Annotated in this window: 15 protein-coding genes; 9 read left to right on the forward strand and 6 right to left on the reverse strand. The window is 55.5% G+C overall.

What is annotated here, in order from left to right:
• Positions 1-73: 73 nt before the first annotated feature.
• Genes uvrA through uvrB form a run of 3 tightly spaced genes read left to right on the forward strand, consistent with a single transcriptional unit; the run spans position 74 to position 6,347 of the window.
• On the forward strand, positions 74-2,875 hold the full coding sequence (gene uvrA / locus J2T58_RS08700) for an excinuclease ABC subunit UvrA (protein ID WP_253488907.1): 2,802 nt from the start codon (positions 74-76) through the stop codon (positions 2,873-2,875).
• Entirely contained in the window at positions 2,872-4,422 is a 1,551-nt protein-coding gene (gene uvrC, locus J2T58_RS08705) for an excinuclease ABC subunit UvrC (RefSeq protein WP_253488909.1), read from the forward strand. The genes uvrA and uvrC overlap by 4 nt, the downstream gene beginning before the upstream one ends.
• Complete coding sequence (gene uvrB, locus J2T58_RS08710) at positions 4,419-6,347, forward strand: excinuclease ABC subunit UvrB (RefSeq protein WP_253488911.1); 1,929 nt, start codon at positions 4,419-4,421, stop codon at positions 6,345-6,347. The genes uvrC and uvrB overlap by 4 nt, the downstream gene beginning before the upstream one ends.
• Before the next feature lie 35 nt (positions 6,348-6,382).
• On the opposite strand, the gene J2T58_RS08715 is transcribed toward uvrB, so the two are convergent.
• Positions 6,383-6,610 carry a PspC domain-containing protein gene (locus tag J2T58_RS08715; protein WP_253488913.1) on the reverse strand — a complete coding sequence of 76 codons (228 nt, stop codon included), beginning with the start codon at positions 6,608-6,610 and terminating at the stop codon, positions 6,383-6,385.
• A gap of 84 nt (positions 6,611-6,694) precedes the next feature.
• On the opposite strand from J2T58_RS08715, the gene J2T58_RS08720 reads away from it, so the two are divergent.
• Complete coding sequence (locus tag J2T58_RS08720; RefSeq protein WP_253488915.1) at positions 6,695-7,603, forward strand: hypothetical protein; 909 nt, start codon at positions 6,695-6,697, stop codon at positions 7,601-7,603.
• Positions 7,604-7,621: 18 nt separating this feature from the next.
• Here J2T58_RS08720 and J2T58_RS08725 read toward each other — a convergent pair whose 3' ends face one another.
• Together J2T58_RS08725 and msvR are read right to left on the reverse strand one after the other, a co-directional pair.
• Positions 7,622-8,050, reverse strand: coding sequence for a protease inhibitor I42 family protein (locus tag J2T58_RS08725; RefSeq protein ID WP_253488917.1), 429 nt, complete (start codon positions 8,048-8,050; stop codon positions 7,622-7,624).
• 14 nt (positions 8,051-8,064) lie between these two features.
• Positions 8,065-8,847 carry a transcriptional factor MsvR gene (gene msvR / locus J2T58_RS08730; protein WP_253488919.1) on the reverse strand — a complete coding sequence of 261 codons (783 nt, stop codon included), beginning with the start codon at positions 8,845-8,847 and terminating at the stop codon, positions 8,065-8,067.
• A 108-nt stretch (positions 8,848-8,955) separates the two neighbouring features.
• Between msvR and msrB the strand changes: the two genes are divergently transcribed.
• The 3 genes from msrB (at position 8,956) to J2T58_RS08740 (ending at position 11,244) form a co-directional block, all read left to right on the forward strand.
• Complete coding sequence (gene msrB, locus J2T58_RS08735; RefSeq protein WP_253488922.1) at positions 8,956-9,414, forward strand: peptide-methionine (R)-S-oxide reductase MsrB; 459 nt, start codon at positions 8,956-8,958, stop codon at positions 9,412-9,414.
• A gap of 161 nt (positions 9,415-9,575) precedes the next feature.
• Positions 9,576-9,698 (forward strand): symporter small accessory protein, encoded by a 123-nt coding sequence (locus J2T58_RS11235; protein WP_366518462.1) that lies wholly within the window; start codon positions 9,576-9,578, stop codon positions 9,696-9,698.
• Positions 9,688-11,244 carry a sodium:solute symporter family protein gene (locus tag J2T58_RS08740; RefSeq protein WP_253488924.1) on the forward strand — a complete coding sequence of 519 codons (1,557 nt, stop codon included), beginning with the start codon at positions 9,688-9,690 and terminating at the stop codon, positions 11,242-11,244. The genes J2T58_RS11235 and J2T58_RS08740 overlap by 11 nt, the downstream gene beginning before the upstream one ends.
• A 6-nt stretch (positions 11,245-11,250) precedes the next feature.
• Here J2T58_RS08740 and J2T58_RS08745 read toward each other — a convergent pair whose 3' ends face one another.
• The 3 genes from J2T58_RS08745 to J2T58_RS08755 form a co-directional block, all read right to left on the reverse strand.
• Positions 11,251-11,721 carry a 23S rRNA (pseudouridine(1915)-N(3))-methyltransferase RlmH gene (locus J2T58_RS08745; protein WP_253488927.1) on the reverse strand — a complete coding sequence of 157 codons (471 nt, stop codon included), beginning with the start codon at positions 11,719-11,721 and terminating at the stop codon, positions 11,251-11,253.
• A gap of 2 nt (positions 11,722-11,723) precedes the next feature.
• Positions 11,724-15,698 (reverse strand): tetratricopeptide repeat protein, encoded by a 3,975-nt coding sequence (locus J2T58_RS08750; protein WP_253488929.1) that lies wholly within the window; start codon positions 15,696-15,698, stop codon positions 11,724-11,726.
• Between the two features lie 140 nt (positions 15,699-15,838).
• The gene (locus J2T58_RS08755) at positions 15,839-16,354 is read right to left on the reverse strand and encodes a hypothetical protein (RefSeq protein WP_253488930.1); all 516 of its coding nucleotides are present in this window, start codon (positions 16,352-16,354) and stop codon (positions 15,839-15,841) included.
• A gap of 90 nt (positions 16,355-16,444) precedes the next feature.
• On the opposite strand from J2T58_RS08755, the gene nifB reads away from it, so the two are divergent.
• Complete coding sequence (gene nifB / locus J2T58_RS08760) at positions 16,445-17,359, forward strand: nitrogenase cofactor biosynthesis protein NifB (protein ID WP_253488931.1); 915 nt, start codon at positions 16,445-16,447, stop codon at positions 17,357-17,359.
• 32 nt (positions 17,360-17,391) lie between these two features.
• Complete coding sequence (locus J2T58_RS08765) at positions 17,392-17,562, forward strand: hypothetical protein (RefSeq protein ID WP_253488932.1); 171 nt, start codon at positions 17,392-17,394, stop codon at positions 17,560-17,562.
• Positions 17,563-17,663: the final 101 nt, after the last annotated feature.

Consider the following 17,663-nt stretch of genomic DNA (forward strand, 5'->3'; position numbering starts at 1 on the left):
CACTACATACGTATCTGACGATTGACACGATCTCTATACCTAATACCCCCTATGATCCACCTGTATTCCATTGATGAAAGATCTGATCATCCGGGGTGCACGTGAACATAACCTGAAGAATATCGACCTCACCCTCCCCCGGGATCGCCTCATTGTCCTCACCGGCGTCTCGGGATCAGGGAAGTCCACGCTTGCGTTTGATACAATCTATGCGGAAGGCCAGCGGCGGTATGTCGAGTCGCTCTCAGCGTACGCCCGGCAGTTCCTTGGCCTGATGAACAAGCCGGATGTCGATGCCATCGAAGGCCTCTCCCCGGCCATATCGATTGAGCAGAAGACGACATCGAAGAATCCACGCAGTACCGTCGGAACCGTCACCGAAATTTATGACTATCTCCGCCTTCTCTATGCCCGGATCGGCGTTCCTTTCTGCCCGGATCACGGTGTCAGGATCGAGTCGCGATCCCCTCAGCAGATAGCCGATGAGATCGGGAAAGCCTCAGGGATGGTGACCATCCTCGCCCCGGTCATCAGGCAGAAGAAAGGGACGTATGGCCAGCTCTTTAAGGATCTCGATGCAGAAGGCTTCTCACGTGTCCGGGTTGATGGCACCATCCACCGGACCGATGAGGAGATACCGCTTGAACGGTATGTGAAGCATGATATCGAGATCGTCATCGACCGGCTCGACCCTGCTGAGCGCTCCCGCCTTGCCGAGGCGTGCGAGGTGGCTGTGAAGCGATCCGGCGGCCTCGTCATCGTCATCTTCGAGGACGGCCATGAGGAGACCTTCTCCTCCGAGCTTGCATGCCCGGTCTGTGGCTTCTCTTTCGAGGAGCTTCAGCCCAGGTTCTTCTCCTTCAACAGCCCGTTTGGTGCTTGTGAAACCTGCAGCGGTCTTGGTGTCCGGATGCGGTTCGATCCCGATCTGATCATCCCTGATCGGACGAAGAGCATCGCTGACGGTGCTGTTGCACTCTACAGGAACTTTCTTGACGGGTACCGGATGCAGTATCTGGCCTCGGTTGCCAAAGACGGGGGATATGACATCTTCACCCCGATAGAGAACCTGACCGAAAAGCAGTTCCATACCCTGATGTACGGATCCGACAGCGAGATCAAATTCTCGATGAAGATGAAGAAAGGGGATGCGGAGTGGTCGCATAAAGGGGTCTGGGAGGGGCTCATCCCCCAGGCGGAACGGCTGTACCGGGATACAAAATCCGAGTTCCGGAGAGAGGAGCTTGAGAAGTTTATGCGTACCACCCCCTGTTCTGCCTGTAATGGAGCACGGCTGAAGAGGGAGGTTCTTGCCGTCACAATCGGTGATCACTCCATCGCGGATCTCACCGATCTCTCGGTAGCCGATGCCCTTTCCTTCTTTGAAACACTCTCCCTGACCAGTAGGGAGGAGGATATCGCGCGGCAGGTCGTCAAGGAGATCCGATCCCGCCTCCTCTTCCTCCATCGTGTCGGCCTTGGATATCTCACCCTCTCACGAAATGCCGGCAGCCTCTCCGGTGGGGAGGCCCAGCGGATCAGGCTCGCCACACAGATCGGATCAAACCTGATGGGTGTCCTCTATGTCCTTGACGAGCCATCCATCGGCCTCCATCAGCGGGATAATCACCGGCTCATCGAGACCCTGCAGCACCTCCGCGATCTCGGAAACACTCTCATCGTCGTCGAACACGATGAGGATACCATCCGTCAGGCGGATTATGTCGTTGATATGGGGCCGGGGGCAGGGATCCATGGGGGCGGGATCGTAGCTACCGGAACACCTGCTGAGATCGCAGCCGATCCCGATTCGCTCACCGGCCAGTACCTCTCCGGCACCCTGCATATCCCGGTTCCCAAGGAGAGGAGGAAGCAGGAGGCATGCATCACCATCACCGGGTGCCGTGAACATAATCTGAAGGGCATCGATGTCAGGATCCCGTTTGGCCTCTTCACCGTCGTCACCGGGGTCTCCGGCTCAGGCAAATCCACTCTCATCTATGAGACCCTCTACCCTGCATTGATGAACCGGGTCTATCGGCAGCGGCAGAGTACCGGAGCATACGATACTCTCACCACGGATCGGGATATCGACAAGGTGATCGTCATCGACCAGAGCCCCATCGGGCGGACGCCCCGGTCAAACCCGGCGACCTATACGAAGGTCTTTGATGAGATCAGAAAGATCTTCGCTGAGACGAAGGAGGCGAAGGTGCGGGGGTACGCACCCGGCAGGTTCTCCTTTAACGTCAGGGGCGGCAGGTGCGAGGCATGCCAGGGTGACGGGACCATCAAGATCGAGATGCACTTCCTCCCCGATGTCTTTGTTGAGTGTGAGGAGTGCAAAGGTGCCCGGTACAACCGGGAGACCCTTGAGGTCCGGTATCGTGGGAAGACGATCGCCGATGTCCTTGCTATGAGTGTCGAGGAGGCGCGGGAGCTCTTTGAGAATGTCCCTTCAATCCGGCAGAAACTTGAGACCCTCTGCCGGGTGGGACTTGGATACATTACGCTTGGGCAGAGTGCAACCACGCTCTCCGGAGGTGAGGCGCAACGGATCAAGATCACCCGCGAACTGGCGAAGCGGTCGACGGGCCGGACCCTCTATCTCCTTGATGAGCCCACAACCGGCCTACATTTCCATGATGTCCGCAAGCTGATCGCGGTCCTCGATGATCTCGTCGGAAAAGGGAACACCGTCGTCGTCATCGAGCATAACCTCGATGTCATCAAATCTGCGGATTATATCATCGATCTCGGTCCTGAAGGCGGGGATGCAGGCGGTGAGATCATCGCTGAAGGAAGGCCGGAAGAGATTGTGAACGTACCCGAAAGCCACACAGGCCGGTTCCTCCGGCCACTCCTTGGACGATGATCGACTACTCGCATATCCCGGAAGAGCCCGGATCCTACCTCTTCTCAGATGACGGGGGTTCGGTCATCTATATCGGCAAGGCGAAGAACCTCAGGAAGAGGGTGCAGAGTTATTTCCAGAAGCGGGACCTCGATCCCAAGACCGCCGTCCTCGTCGAATCTATCGCCTCGGTCGATTTCATCGCAACCAGGGATGAGACCGAGGCGCTCATCCTCGAAAATACCCTCATCAAGCAGCACCAGCCGAAGTACAACATCGATCTCAAGGATGCAAAGAGCTACGCCTTCATCCACCTCTCCGATGATCCCTTCCCGAGGATCGGGATCGCACGAAAGACCGGGGCGAAAGGGACCTACTTCGGCCCTTTCGTCTCCGGAAGGGAACGGGATCGCCTCCTTGCCGCGGCAAAGAAGATCTTCGGGCTCAGATCCTGCCGGCGTCTCCCGAAGCGTGCCTGTCTCCGGTACCATATCGGGACATGCCCGGCACCATGCATCGGCGCGATCACCGAAGAGGCATATGGAGAGAGGGTTGACCAGGCGGTCGAGGTCCTGAAGGGGAGGGTGAAGGGGCTGATCACCCGGCTTGAGGAGGAGATGAAGGAGCGATCCGTTGCCTGTGACTTTGAGGGTGCAATCAGGCTCCGGGAGACGATCACTGCACTGACCCATCTCTCAGGGCGCCGGATGATGAGACCGAAACGGGAGCATGAAGGGGATCTCATCAACTACCGGATAAGCGGGGGTGAGGTCTTCCTCCTCCTCTTCCACCAGAGAAACGGGACTCTTGTAGATAAGGAGGAGTTCCGGTTCCCGGAATCCCCCGATTTCCTCTCCGAATTCATCGTCCAGTACTACAGTGACCATGAGGTTCCGGAGGAGGTGATCATCCCGGCTGCCGTCGATGACGCCATCAGCGGGTACCTGGCACGCCTCCGAGGAAAGAGCGTCGCTGTGACGGTTCCGAAGCAGGGGCAGAAACGGGATCTCCTTGAGATAGCTGCAAAAAATGTCGATCTCACCTGGTTTGCCGGGGAAGAGCGGGTACATGCCCTTAAAAAAGCCCTGAAACTACCGAAACCCCCCGCCATCATCGAATGTTTCGACATCTCCCATCTTGCAGGAACCGCCACCGTCGGGTCGATGGTGCGGTTTACGAACGGCCGGCCTGATAAGAGGCAGTACCGGCGGTACTCGATCAAGACGGTTATGGGGATCGATGACCCCGCTGCGATCCGGGAGATCGTCTCCCGGCGGTACAGGCGGCTCATTGATGAGGAGCGTGATCTTCCCGATCTCATCCTCGTTGATGGGGGGAAGGCACAGCTTGCGGCGGCATATGCAGCATTGCGCAAGCTTGACCTTACCATCCCGGTAGCGGCCCTTGCCAAGCGGGAGGAGGAGATCTATCTTCCAAATATTCCCTATCCGATCCCGGTACCGCACGATGATCCCGCATCCCTCCTCCTTCAGGAGATCCGGGATGAGGCACACCGTTTCGCCATCACCTATAACAGGCTGAAGCGAAAGAAGAAGATTATACCATGAGGTTCACACTCCGGGCAGACTTCTCCCCACGCGGCTCCCAACCCGCTGCGATCCGTGGGCTGACGGAAGGCTTTGAATCAGGGATGACGAAGCAGACCCTCCTTGGGGTCACCGGCTCCGGAAAGACCTTCACCATCGCTAATGTGATCAACCGTATCCAGAAGCCGACCCTCGTCCTTGCCCATAACAAAACCCTCGCTGCCCAGTTATACAATGAGTTTCAGGATTTCTTCCCTGAGAACCGGGTGGAGTACTTCGTCTCGTATTATGATTATTATCAGCCTGAGAGCTATCTGCCGCAGAAGGATCAGTATATTGAAAAAGATGCGGATATCAATGCAAAGATCGAGCAGATGCGCCTCTCGGCAACCGCCTCACTCCTCTCCCGGCCTGATACCATCATTGTCTCGTCCGTCTCCTGCATCTATGGTCTTGGAAATCCCGAGCATTTCGGAAACCTCGGCTTTGAGCTCCGGTGCGGGGAGCGGATCGCGAGGAGTGATCTCATCGGCCGGCTTGTTGAGATCCAGTTTGAACGCAATGATACAGAACTTGCACCCGGGAGATTCCGTGTCCGGGGCGACACCATCGAGATCATCCCGGGGTACTACAATGATATCATCAGGATCGAGCTCTTCGGGGATGAGATAGACCGGATATCGGAGATTGAGAAGACCGGAGGCAGAAGGCTCAAGACGATGGAGTACTTCCATGTCTATCCCGCCCGTCACTTCGTCATCCCTGAAGAGGAGAAGAAACGGGCAATCACATCGATCAGGGCGGAGCTTGAAGAGGTCCTCCCGACCCTTGGGATGATCGAGGCGCACCGGCTGCGGCAGCGTACCCTCTTTGATATCGAGATGATCGAGGAGACCGGGAGCTGCAAAGGGATCGAGAACTACTCCCGCCACTTTGATGGGCGAAATGCGGGTGAACAGCCGTACTGTCTCCTTGATTACTTCGGGGATGACTTCCTGATGATCATCGATGAGAGCCACCAGACCCTCCCCCAGGTCAGGGGGATGTATAATGGCGACTACTCACGGAAGAAGAGTCTCGTGGAGTACGGATTCCGGTTGCCAAGCGCCTTTGACAACCGGCCCCTGAAGTTCCATGAGTTCGAGGCATATATGAAGAAGGTCATCTTCGTCTCGGCGACCCCCGGCGGGTATGAGGGGGAGCATGCCGATCAGGTTGTCGAGCAGATCATCCGGCCGACGGGCCTCGTCGATCCGGTTGTGGAGATCCGGCCGATTGAAGGGCAGACACAGGATCTCCTTGCCGAGATTCGAAAAACCATTGATCAGGGTGACCGGTGCCTCGTCACCACCCTCACCAAGCGGCTCGCCGAAGAGCTGACCGACTATTTTGTAGAACAGGGGATCAAAACCCGGTACCTCCACTCCGAGATACAGACGCTCGAACGGACCGAGATCATCCGGCAGCTCCGGCTCGGGACTTTTGATGTCCTTGTGGGGATCAATCTGCTTCGTGAAGGGCTTGATATTCCTGAGGTCGGGTTCGTCGGGATACTTGATGCCGATAAGGAAGGGTTCCTCAGGAATGAAAAGAGCCTTATCCAGACGATTGGGCGAGCGGCACGGAACGTCAACTCACATGTCGTCCTCTATGCCGACCGGATGACCGACTCAATCCGGCGGGCCGTCGCCGAGACCGAGAGGAGACGAAGGATCCAGATCGCTTTCAATGATGAGCATGGGATCATCCCTGCGACGATCCGAAAGCCGATCCGGGAGAAGGAGGTCGATCTCGATGATCTGGCTCACCTACCGAAGGCTGAGCTTCCAAACGTCATCATCCAGCTTGAAGCAGAGATGCGTGCCGCCGCCGAATCACTCGACTTTGAGCATGCAATAGAACTGCGGGAGGAGATCCGGCGGGCAAAAGAGATGATGGAGCAGTGAGGGGTGTATTCCTGCTCCCCTCGACCTTATCATCCCTACTCCCCGGAATAGACCCCTGTCTCTTTCGGGTCATCCCCGGAGGGCATGATGAATAACGCGAGGATATAGACGATGAGCCCTCCCCCGCTGGTGAAGAGGGTTCCTATTACCCATCCCAGCCGGACAAGGGATGGATCCCATCCGAAATACTCTGCAATGCCGCCACAGACCCCGCCAAGGAGTTTGTTTGTCGCTGATCTGGTCAGGCGTTCCTGCTGACTCATAGTCTGATTGATGGATGCCTAAGGTTGATGTACCTTTCCATACCCGGAAAAATGGTATACTCTGGAAAGCCATTATCTCCTACCATGGATAGTGAGAAGAATCCGGAGACTCCGGAGGCGATCAGAAGCCTCCGGATGGAGATGCCGGCATCATATGCCGATATGGAGGCCGATGCCGTCCGGACGGTGGAGATGATCCTTGCGCCCTATCCGAAGGCGGGAAGGATCTGGGATCTCCTCACCAGCGATGAGGAGGTCGCCGCCTACTGGAGGATGGCGAACTTCTTCACCGTCCGGCGGCTCGGGATGAATGATCATGGGGAGGTCCATGCTAAGATTGCGACCGCATCGGCGCTCACGATCCTCAGCCTCCTCATCGATGCAGGGGTTCAGCCCGATGTCGTCGAGTCGGGAGCGGGAGATCCCGATGATGCGGCTGTCGTCGTCCTCTCTGCAATGCTCTGCCATGATTTTGGCAATGCGGTCCATCGTGAGGCACACCAGGAGATCTCCGTCCCGGTTGCGCTGCCGGTCCTCAACCGTCTCCTCCCTGAGATCTATCCGGATGCGGGCAGAAGGGCGGAGATCCTCTCCTTCATCCTCTCAGCGATCTATACTCATCATGCAGAACCCCCTGCGCTGACCAGGGAGGCCGCTATCGTCTGCATCGGAGACTCCTCGGATATGACGAAGGGGAGGGGGAGGATGGCCTTTGATGCGGGGAACATCACCATCCATACCGTCTCGGCGCTCTCGATAGAGGCGGTTGAGATCCGCCCGGGATGCGAACGGCCTGTGGAGATACGTATCATAATGTCAAACTCGGCCGGGATCTTTCAGGTACAGGAGGTCCTCGGGAGAAAGGTGGCTATCGGGCCCCTGAAGGAGTATGTTGATGTCATTGCCATCGTCCGTGAGGGTGACGGGGAAGAGCGGATCCTCGATGGCATCACGATGCGGGACGGCAGATGCCTCCCCTTTAAAAAAGAGTAAAAGGAATCTGAACCCGGTTCACTCGACGACGAGCGTCAGCGAGAAGGTCTCGGCGGGCTCGGCATCCGTCTCCCATGGTCGCATATACGCTCCTTCAATGGTGAAGGTGCCGGGGATTCCTGCGATCATCTCCCAGGTGCGGATGCCGGCAGCGCCAACAAGATCCGTCTCCGGGGCCGTGAAGTCATCCCCGGTCACAGTGATCCCATCAGGGGTAGCAAGTGTCCAGAGGTATCCGGTCGTCGGGTTCTCTGGGAGGCGAAGCCGTATCTCGGCTCCGACAGGGACGGTGTACGTCTCTCCGTCATTTGACTGATCAAAGATGACGAGCGTTCCAGGGGTGTGTGGCGTCTCCGGCGGCACCACCTCGGGCTCGTCACCGACACATCCGGCAAACAGTACCAGTGCGGCGAGCAGAAGGATGATGAGTGTTCTATTCCACTTCATACCTGATTCAGAGGTTAAAGATCACGATAAAGGTTCTTCTCCGCCGTAATACCCCGAATCTCAAAACGACACCGGGGATCGCCTGCCGCATAGCATTCAACCTCGACCGCGTCGACCGACTGGCTGAGGTGAAATGAGAAGAGGGTCGAGACGAAGCCGGCCTCAAACGAACAGGCCGGTTTCCCGAGGATCGGGAGCTCCACACATTCAAAGCAGTCATAGACGGAGAAGGTGATCGGATTAATCCCGACATCATCGATACGCCCAAGATGGTGGCGCTCAAAGAATGAAGCGAGATTTTCGGCAAATTCAGGAAGCGTATCTGCCGCAACTGCAGGATAGACCGCCCGGCCGACTGTCTCCCCGGCCTCTCTGAGGAGGGGATCAATTGAGATGCCTTCGGAGAGGAGAGAGACCCGGAATGTCCTGTAGATTAACCTGTAAAGGGAGAAGGGATCTGCTGCCCCCTCACGGTATCCTTCCGCATAGGTGACAAGATCGTCTGAGATACGCTCGGCAGGTGCGAGTTCACCCAGATAATGTGATCGCAGGAAGAAGTACTTCTTCCGCTCGTCATCATCACCCGGACGCGAACCGATGATCCCCTCATCTGCAAGCGCTGAGAGATGTGCCGATATCGTCGATTTCGCCCTCCCCGACGAGGCGACAATCGACTCAAAACTCAGTTCCCCGCCTCTGAGGAGCAGAAGGATATGGCGCCTCACCGGGTTTCCGACTGCGCGTACACCCCCTTCGGTTCCGTATAATGAGAGTTCTCTCTTCTCCCCACCTTTCATTTATTACTCCTGTATCTGTATCATTTGTCGGGTAATAGTAAATAATATTGTTCGAACATAATAGAACTATCGTCTGTTTTATTATGATCAAGGATCAAAATTCCGGTTATGCCCCCGATACCGATCTATTCTGTTGCCGATGGCAGATACCATGATCGCCTGACCATCAGGAGAAGTGAGCAGGAATGGAGAGAGCTCCTTCCCTCCGAGGTATTCTTTGTTGCACGCAGGAAGGGAACGGAGCCTGCCTTTACAGGGAAGTACCATGCCTGTAAGAATCCCGGTGTGTATGTCTGCGCATGCTGCGACACCGATCTCTTCCTTTCAGATGACAAATTTGACTCAGGCACCGGATGGCCCAGCTTCACAAGGCCGGTATCTGAGAAGAATATCAGGATTGAAGAAGACAGCAGCTATGGCATGATCCGTGATGAGGTCCTCTGCGCCGTCTGTGATGCGCATCTTGGCCATCGTTTCGATGACGGGCCCCCACCAACAGGCATGCGATATTGTATGAACTCTGCTGCTCTCCGGCTGCGATCGAAAACTGATGGTTTTATTACCTAATATCAAGTATCAATAAGTGGATACCTCATGTCTGCTGTACCAGAATGTAAGGGATGGAACATTCCAGTCGTAGCAGACTTTTTCTTTTTCTTCTTTAGATAGGGAGACCGCTATAGCCTGGTCTCCCGTGCAGTGATTGTGAGGTACCGGAGGTTATCACCATGTTTGGTATTCCTGATCCCTATATCTGGGTGGCATATCTGCTCATAATTGCGCTTGCAGGCGCATGTATACTGTATGGTCTGGTAAACTGGAATTCTGGAGAGGGTGATCTTGGCAGTTGATCCCCTGATCACAGGGCTTGTGGTCGTCGCATACCTGGCGATGATCATCGGTCTTGGGATCTATGGATACCGCAAGACGAAGATTGCCGAAGATTACATGGTCGCAGGGAGGAACAGCCACCCCCTCGTTATAGCCCTCTCATATGGGGCGACCTTCATCTCAACCGCTGCCATCGTCGGGTTCGGCGGTGTTGCAGCAAATCTTGGGATGGGGCTCATCTGGCTGACCGTCTTAAATATCGGTATCGGCGTTCTCCTTGCCTTCGTCGTCTTCGGAAAACGGGTCCGGAGGATCGGCAAGAAGCTTGGTGCGTTCACCTTCCCCGACCTGATGGGGAAATGCTACAACTCGCCCTTCCTCCAGTATGTCAGTGGTATCATCATTCTCCTCTCGATGCCGATCTATTCTGCCGCAATCCTTATCGGCGGCGCCCGCTTCATTGAAGTGACCCTCGGCATCCAGTATACGACGGCACTCCTTGGATTTGCCCTTCTTGTTGGCTTGTATGTCGTCTTCGGCGGTCTCATTGCCGTCATGTATACTGACGCTGTACAGGGCGCCATTATGGCGGTCGGTATGGGACTTCTGCTGGTGCTGACCTATATCAAACTCGGTGGAGTGACGGTGGCGCATTCCGCACTCACGGGAATGTCAGAACTCGTCCCGGCGGCACTCACGGCACAGGGGCATATGGGATGGACAGCGATGCCCGCATTCGGATCACCGATCTGGCTGACACTTGTGACGACGATGGTACTTGGTGTCGGTATCGGTGTCCTTGCACAGCCACAGCTCATCGTCCGGTTCATGACGGCACGTGACGACCGGTCGATGAACCGGGCAACACTCATCGGCGGTCCGTTCATTCTCCTGATGACCGGGGTAGCGTTCACCGTCGGTGCGCTGACCAATGTTTACTTCTACCAGAGGAGTGGAGAGATTGCCCTCACCGCAGCTGGCGGAAACATCGACTCCATCATCCCGCTCTACATCACCAGCGCGATGCCGGATCTCTTCGTCATCATCTTCATGCTCACTCTCCTCTCTGCGGCGATGTCAACGCTCAGCTCACTCTTCCATACGATGGGAACGGCACTCGCCTGCGATGTCTGGGGTCGCGGCCGGGCATGTGCCCTCTCCCTCAGGGCAAATAAGCGCGGTATCCTGATCATGATGGTCATCTCCATCATCGTTGCCCTCCTCCTTCCGGGGAGCATCATCGCAAGGGCGACCGTCATCTTCATGGGTCTCTGCGCCTCTGCGTTCCTTCCGGCGTTTGTCAATGGGATCAGCTCACAATCCCCCTGCCTTATTGGTGCAAAGGCATCCATGCTCTCAGGCGCAATCATATGGGCGATATGGACCGCATTTGTTCACGCAGCTGAATCGGGTGCGATCGGACTTTCTCAGCTGATATTCGGCGCTCCGTCGGTCCTGGGTCTGCCATACAGTGCGATCAATCCGCTCGTCGTCGCACTTCCGGTATCGCTCATTGTGATGGTCGTCTTTCAGATCCGGCATAACCGGAATCTGAAAGCAGAATAATCTTTTTTACCTGTGGTACGGCTCGCCACGGATGATCCGGAATGCCCTGTATATCTGTTCAAGAAGAAGAAGGCGGGCAAAAGTATGGGGAAACGTCATCTCTGAAAGGGAGAGGAGGAGATCTGAGCGCTCTCTCACCTCATCAGAGAGGCCATCCGGCCCGCCGATGAGAAAGACGAGATCACCGGTACCCGCAATCTCCCTCTCCCTGATCAGATCAGCAAATGCCTCGCTCGGCATTTTTCTTCCTGCGGGATCAAGGGCGATGAGGAGGGCCGGATTCTTCGATGCTGTAAGGAGCAAGGCCCCCTCACGCTCTATTGCCCGCCGTTTCTCCCCCTCCGAGGAGCACTTCTCCTCGGAGATTTCCGTGATGGTGAGCCGGGTATACGGACGGAGCCGGGAGAGGAGATCCCCGGTTCCTTCCTTCATCCAGGGGTCCTTCAGCTTCCCGATGGCGATGATACGGATATGCATGTTCAGAGATCCGGATCAAGACTCAGTGCCTCAGAGAGGCAGCGGAGCGCCTCCTGTCGATCTCCGATACTATCGAAGATGCGGGACTTCCGGTACCAGGCGAGCGCATGTTCAGGATTCTCCTCAAGAATATGCTCAAAGCATCCCATCGCCTGCTCTTTCTTCCCGACATAATCGAGGATCACACCCTTGCTGTACCATGCGTTCAGATCATCACGGGAGAGATCAATTGCCCTGTCAAAGGACTTCAGGGCATCATTGTACCGGGCGAGTGTGACGAGGAGTTCACCACGCGCACTCCAGAGTGGTCCATTCTTTGCATCGAATGAGAGAGCTTTCTCATAGTACTCCAGTGCCTCCTCATATCTGCCGAGCCGTTCAGCAAGAACACCCCGCCTGACGAATGGGGCAGGATCATTTGGATGAGCCTCAATAATCTCATCAAACTGCCGGGCAGCCTCACGGTATTGCCCCATATGAGTGAGGAGTGAGCCTATGGCATACATCGTTGCCTTTGTATCAGGCTCCTCCTTCCGGAGGTGGGTATAGATCTCGACCGCCTCGTGGTACCTGCCTGCGGCATCAAGTGCCGAGGCATAGCCGCGTGCGAGGGTGTGATCATCCCTTCTGATATGAACTGCCCTGGAGAAGGCATCAATCGCCTCCTCGTACCGACCCATTCTAAGGAGGAGGGTCGCCGAGAATTTCAGGTATTCGATATCTTCGGGGTCTTCCTCAAGCAGGGTCTCAATCCGGGAGAGGGCCTGTTCATCCTCACCGAGGAGGGCAAGGGTCCGGGCCTGGGCAAAGCCTGCACCAGGTACGCCTGAGGCCTTCCGGTATCCCTTCTCAGCCAGTTTCAGATCGCCGACCGTCTCAGCAAGCCTCCCGAGTTCAAACCAGGCACTCACGTCCTCCTCCTCCCGCTCAAGGTATAAAGAGAGGGAAGAGGCTGCTTCCTTTCTTTTTCCAGCCAATGCCAGCGCTTCTGCCCTTCTCTGATAGACCCGTGGGCTTATATCACCAATTGAGAGGGCACGGTCATATGCCTTGATCGCCTGTGTATACTCTCCATCCGAGGTGAGTGCATCTCCCATTGCAGAGAAGATCCCGGAATTGTCTGGATGCTTCTCTCCTGCATCTTCGAGATGCCGTAATGCCTCTGCCGGATTTCCTGCCTTGATGAAAGAATCTCCGGCTTCAAGGACGAGCACCGGATCATCGGGTTCGTTGGCGAGAGCTTCCCGGTATGCATTTGAGGCCTTCTCATAGTCCCCGAGCATAGCGGAGAGCCGGCCAAGCTGCCGATAGATCATTCTGATATCAGGATACTGGCTGATGATCGCCTCACAGATGTCGCTTGCATCTTCGATCCTTCCAAGACGTTCAAGAATTCGCTCCATATCAACAAGAAGGCCGGCACTCTCTGCGCCATGGTTCATCGCCTCCTGAATTGCATTTCCTGCAAGCTCCTCTTTTCCAAGATGCTCAAAGAGAGATGCACGGGTAATCCATCCCCCGATATCCTCCGGATGCTCATCACAGTACCGGCTGAGGATCTCATCGGCCCTGTGATACTCTCCTGTTGCGCTAAGGAGACTGCCGAGGCGGAAAAGGGCATCCGGCAGATGATCGCCGATCTTCTCGAAATGTGAGATGGCAGCCTGATATCTTCCGAGCTGCTCTGCTGCAAGCCCGGCATAATAGATCGGCATCGGATCATCTCCGTCACTCCCCCTCTCGAGAAGTGCCAGAGCCTCGCCATACTTCCCTGATCGGAGAAGTGCCTCCCCGACAAGGGAGGGAGCAGCCATGCCCTGCTCAAATGACCCTGCGGCTTCGGTATAGCGGCCGGTCTGCATCAGGAGGGTCCCTGCCTCGATGGAGAGATGGCGAAGTGATGGATCGACTGACCGAGCCCCCTCGAGATCTGCGAGTGCCTCTTCATATCGTCCAAGACGCTGATATACGGATGCCCGACCGATGAGAGCAGATATATTCTTTGGAGAACGGGAGAGTGCCTCGGTGAATGCTGATACTGCCTCCTCCCAGGATCCGCGTGTTTTCAGGAGTTCGGCATGAAGGAGCGGGAGTTCTCCCTGATCGTCTGCCAGCCTCCGCAGTGTGGCAATTGCTCTCTCTGAACGCTCCGGATCGCCGGTATTTAATGAAACTGCTGCTTCAAGGAGGAGGGCGAGCCCATTCTGTGGCTCCTCGTCAAGAACTCCCCTGAGTTCTGCGAGTGCCTCGTGCATATGGCCGAGACTGTTCAGCGCACGTGCTGATAGTAACCGGATATATGAGCGCTTTTGCAGATTTTCCGGGAGGGTTCCAATGAGGGAGAGGGCTTGTTCAGCCTCGCCGGTGAGAAGATAGAGTTCGGCTGAGAGGCTTGCGGCATGCCGGTCGGTTGGGGCGATCCCGCATATCCTGATGAGATCATCGAGTGCGGATCGGAGATGGCCCTGCCGCAGGCTGGCTTCTGCACGTTTGCGAAGTGCCTCGACATTATCCGGCTCTTCCGAGAGAATCTCACCGAACATAGTGGCTGCTTCCTGGTATTTTCCACTTTTAAGAAGAATCTCTGCTCTGAGTCGCCTGGAATTCGCATCATCACCATATTCTCTTCTGTAGGTCTCAAGATGCGCCATCGCAGCAGAGTGCTGGCCGAGCGCTGCCTCCCCCTCAGCAGATATAAAGAGCAATGCCGGGTTCTTCTTCTCTTCCATTGGAAGCCTGCTGATCATCTTCAAGGCATCTTCGTACCGACCGAGACCGGCAAGTGCCCGCGCCTGAAGGGCGATGACGACGAGATTTTTTGAATCGATCTCGATGGCTTGTGGAAGATCTGATGGTGCAGTATCATATGAACGCCCAAAGAGACTCATCTCTCCGTCGCTTGCAACCCAGGCGACCTTGCCTGCCCCCTCCGGGTTCTGCATCCTCTGGAAGCTGTCTAAGGCATCCTTGTAGTGCCCAAGATTCATCTTTGCAAGGCCGCGCCGGTACCAGGCGTTTATATTGGTGGAATCATGTTTGAGAATATGTTCGAAGCATTCTGCAGCGCGTTTCATCCTCCCAAGCCGCTCGGAGGTGACTGCAAGAAGGTACCATGCCGGTATGGATCCGGGATGTTTTGCGACGATCTTCTCAAACCCGGATGCTGCATCCTCGTACTTTCCTGCCATGAAGAGGCAGTGGGCACGGGCAGTCCCCGCAGCCGAATCATCGGTGACGCCGCGCATCACCTCTCCATAGGATGCAGCAGCGTCCAGATAGTCACCGTTTGCCTCCTCGATCCGTGCCCGTGCATACCATGTTCCCGGGTCATCTGACTCAATCTCCAGGGCGGTCCGGTATGCGGCCAGAGCCGAGGCCATATCTCCGGTACCCTCAAGGGCACGCCCTTTCAGGGCATGCATCCGGGCAGGCATATGTCCGGCTGCGAGTGCCTGGTTGATCGCCAGTACCGCCTCGGTATAGGAGCCAAGCCGCATCAGGAGGGAGACACGCCATGCTATTATGGTGCCATCATCAGGGTGAGATGCGACAACCTGATGGAGTGTCTTCTCAGCCTCTTCGTAACGTCCAAGAAGCTCCAGCCATTCAGCCTTCCTGATGAGAATGTCGCGTCTTGATGCATCTGATGGAGGGAGTGCATCAAGGCTGGCAACAGCATCTCCGAATCTACCAAGATGAGCCTGGAGCCCCGCTTCCGCAACTCTGATCGCCGGATCATTCGGGGATATCGTTCTGGCTTGTTCAAACGCCTCGAGTGCTGCGCTGTAATGGCCGAGGATACGTTCGGCTGAGCCGAGAAGGTACCATGCACTCCCATTCTTCGGCTCGATACCAACCGCCCGCCGACACTGTTTTACTGCGTCCTCAACATGACCCTTCTCAATATTTGCCTCTGCCTTCTGAATGAAGGGTGCAGCGTTTTCACTTTTTCCAAGGAGATTTCCAAATAGATCCATCGTATCCCATCACTCCAGAAAAGGTTGCTCTTGAAGAAGAAGGCTGTTGTGATCAGGCGGGAGTATGAATCCGGCCGGGTATTATCCCATAACCCCAAAAAATGGAATCCCGGGAGGATGGCTCCCTGGTACGGTCTCTTTCACCGCAGTTCAATGATAAGGCCATACACATGTGGTGCAGTCGGATCAAAGATGCCCGGGCCTGATCCCATCTCGGGAACCTGCTCCCTGTGAGGTATGAGATTACCGGGGTAGATATGGAATGATCTGGTTTTATATGGGATACCCGATGTCCGGACTTCATCTGCGGATTCCGGGACAAATCCTGCTGGAACCCTGTCGGTGTTGTAGGTGAAGAAGATGAGCATCATCGGGTAACCGGCAGATGGGATAGTTCCGCGTGCCTGACGGGCATCAAGCTCCAGATTGAACATAAGGGCTGGATCTGTCGCCATCGGGGTGGCATTCAGTCGCACTATGACCTGGGATAGTTCAGGAGGAAGAATGATGATGGGCGATTGTGGTGGTGCAGGTTCCGGGGTCGGTGTGGGGGTTGGAACAGGTGTTGGTTCAGGGAGTTCGGGGGTGGTTGTGCATCCGCTGATGCAGGCCATCAGCAGGCAGAGGGTGATGAGTATAGGGAGAGCAGTCTTCATGAGGACTTATATAATCTATTATTTATATAAATATTCGGATCTGCAGGAAGAACAGTATTTATAGCCTCTTCGTCCATTACAATTGATCATATGACGGATGAGGGTTATCAGACAGCAACTGTTCAGGGAAAGGAGATCCCCTATGATCCCGAGACACTCCGGAGGATCAGGGATCACCCCTGCTTTTCAGAGAAGGCATGCCATAAATCGGGCAGAGCCCACCTTGCAGTTGCTCCAAAGTGTAATATTCAGTGCAACTACTGTGTCCGTGACTTTGACTGTGTCAACGAATCCCGGCCAGGTGTCACGAGTGAGGTGTTATCCCCCGGGGAGGGGCTTGCCCGGGTGCGCGAGATACTGGACAAGTTTCCGTATGTCAAGGTGATCGGGATCGCAGGGCCTGGTGAGCCCCTTGCCAATCCTGAGACGCTTGAGACGATGCGGCTCATTCATGAGAACTACCCTCATCTGATCCTCTGTATCAGTACAAACGGGCTTGTCCTTCCGGATATTATTGACGACCTCGTCAAATATGATGCGTATAATCTGACGGTCACCCTGAATGCAGTCGATCCAGAGATAGGGGCAAAGATCTACTCCCATGTCATCTATAAAGGAAAGAAGTATGAGGGTGTTGAGGGTGCGAAGCTCCTTCTTGAGCAGCAGTTGAAGGGCATACGGATGGCTGTTGAGCGGAAGATGATCGTCAAGATCAATACGGTATATATTCCCGGTATAAATGACGATCACATTCCCGAGATTGCAAAGGTTGTCGGATCGATGGGGGTCTTCAACTTCAATATCATCCCGCTCATCCCACAGTACAAATTTGCTGATATCACTCCTCCGACCCCTGCAATGAAACGGGCGATGCATGATCGGTGCGCACCATATGTCAAACAGATGAAGCACTGCCAGCGGTGCAGGGCGGATGCTGTCGGAAAGCTCGGCCAGGATGTCCAGTCCTCCCTCTCCAGCCCATGTGGCGCAGAGAAGGAGGAATGAGCTTCAGCTCATTGTACGAGAGATCACCATCAATGAGTAAGATAGTGCTTGTTGACGAGGAGACCGGAGATCGGGTTCGCCATCCTCTCAGGAGCCTGAAAGAAGCTGATATCCAGAGAGAGTGGTATGAGAGGATGACCGGCAGGCGATTTCGGGTGGTGAAGGTCTTCGGCCAGCCAGGTGGTCAGGAAGAGCTCGTCTGAGGATGGATCTCACTTTGCGAGGCAGCTCCCATGATCCGTTGAATTTCATCACTCCGAATCAACAATCAGCCATCCCCAGCGATCTCTTCCCCATCATTTCC

Source organism: Methanocalculus alkaliphilus (assembly GCF_024170505.1).
Classification (GTDB): domain Archaea; phylum Halobacteriota; class Methanomicrobia; order Methanomicrobiales; family Methanocorpusculaceae; genus Methanocalculus; species Methanocalculus alkaliphilus.